Here is a 909-nt window from a genome sequence, read left to right as displayed (position 1 = left end):
GACAACCTCGTGCCGAACGGGTTGTCGAGGGGTTGCAGGGTCTTCTGCTCCAAGTCGAAATATCCGAGATCATAGTGCATGAAGCTGACGAGCCAAATGCCCTCGTCGACTTCCTTGATGCCGAGTTTCTGGCCGGCCAGGACCAGGGAAATGTTGATCCTCTTGCGGTGCAGGCAGAGGCGGCCGCAGGAGGTGACGACGACGTCGCGATCATGGAAGGGATAGGCCAACTCGGGCAGGCCGTCGTAGCGCCGCGTTGAGGCTGTGTAGAGGTCGGCCGGGCGCTTCATGTCGAGAGCCTCATGCGGCCGCTCCTCATTGAACTCGCGCAGGAAGCTGTCGAAGCGATCCTGCTGCTGGAGGCTATTGAACCCTGGCGGACGCGTGGCCTCCTTCTTGAGGGTGAGATGCATCCGCTCATGGCGACCGTTCTGCTGTGGATGGCCTGGCTTGATGCGCTCGATGGCGATGCCGAGCCTGAGCCACCACACCGAGAGCTTTGAGAGATTGAACAGAGCGTTGGGGCTGGCAAACGGCACGCCGTTGTCGGAGCGGATGGCCAGCGGCAGTCCGCGCTCGCGGAACAGCCGTTCGAAGGCGGTAATGGCAGGGTCTTCGCGCGTTGAGTCCAGCGCCTCGCAGAGCAGCAGGAACCGTGAGGCGTGGTCGGTGACGGTCAGCGGATAGCAGTACCGGCCATTGCCAAGCTTGAACTCGCCCTTGAAGTCGGCGCACCACAGGTCATTGGGTCCAGCGCCCGCGGATAGCGGCGTGCCGCGCGCGCGGTGGCGCGGCCCGCCGCCGCGCTTGACGAGCCCCTGGCGATCGAGGACCGCGTGAATGGTGCTTTTAGCCGGAATCCTGACATCGCCGTCGAGCCGCTTGATCAGGAGCTCACGGATCTTGCGC

General features: G+C 63.7%; 1 protein-coding gene. It reads right to left on the bottom strand.

Annotated elements, in window-relative coordinates; genetic code table 11:
* On the bottom strand, positions 1 to 909 hold a 909-nt coding region (locus BRAO375_RS23260; protein WP_035641777.1), incomplete at both ends, for an integrase core domain-containing protein.

It is taken from the genome of Bradyrhizobium sp. ORS 375 (assembly GCF_000239775.1).
Lineage (GTDB): Bacteria > Pseudomonadota > Alphaproteobacteria > Rhizobiales > Xanthobacteraceae > Bradyrhizobium.
Note: the sequence above shows the minus strand (reverse complement) of the source record. Positions and strands in the feature narration are given on the sequence as shown.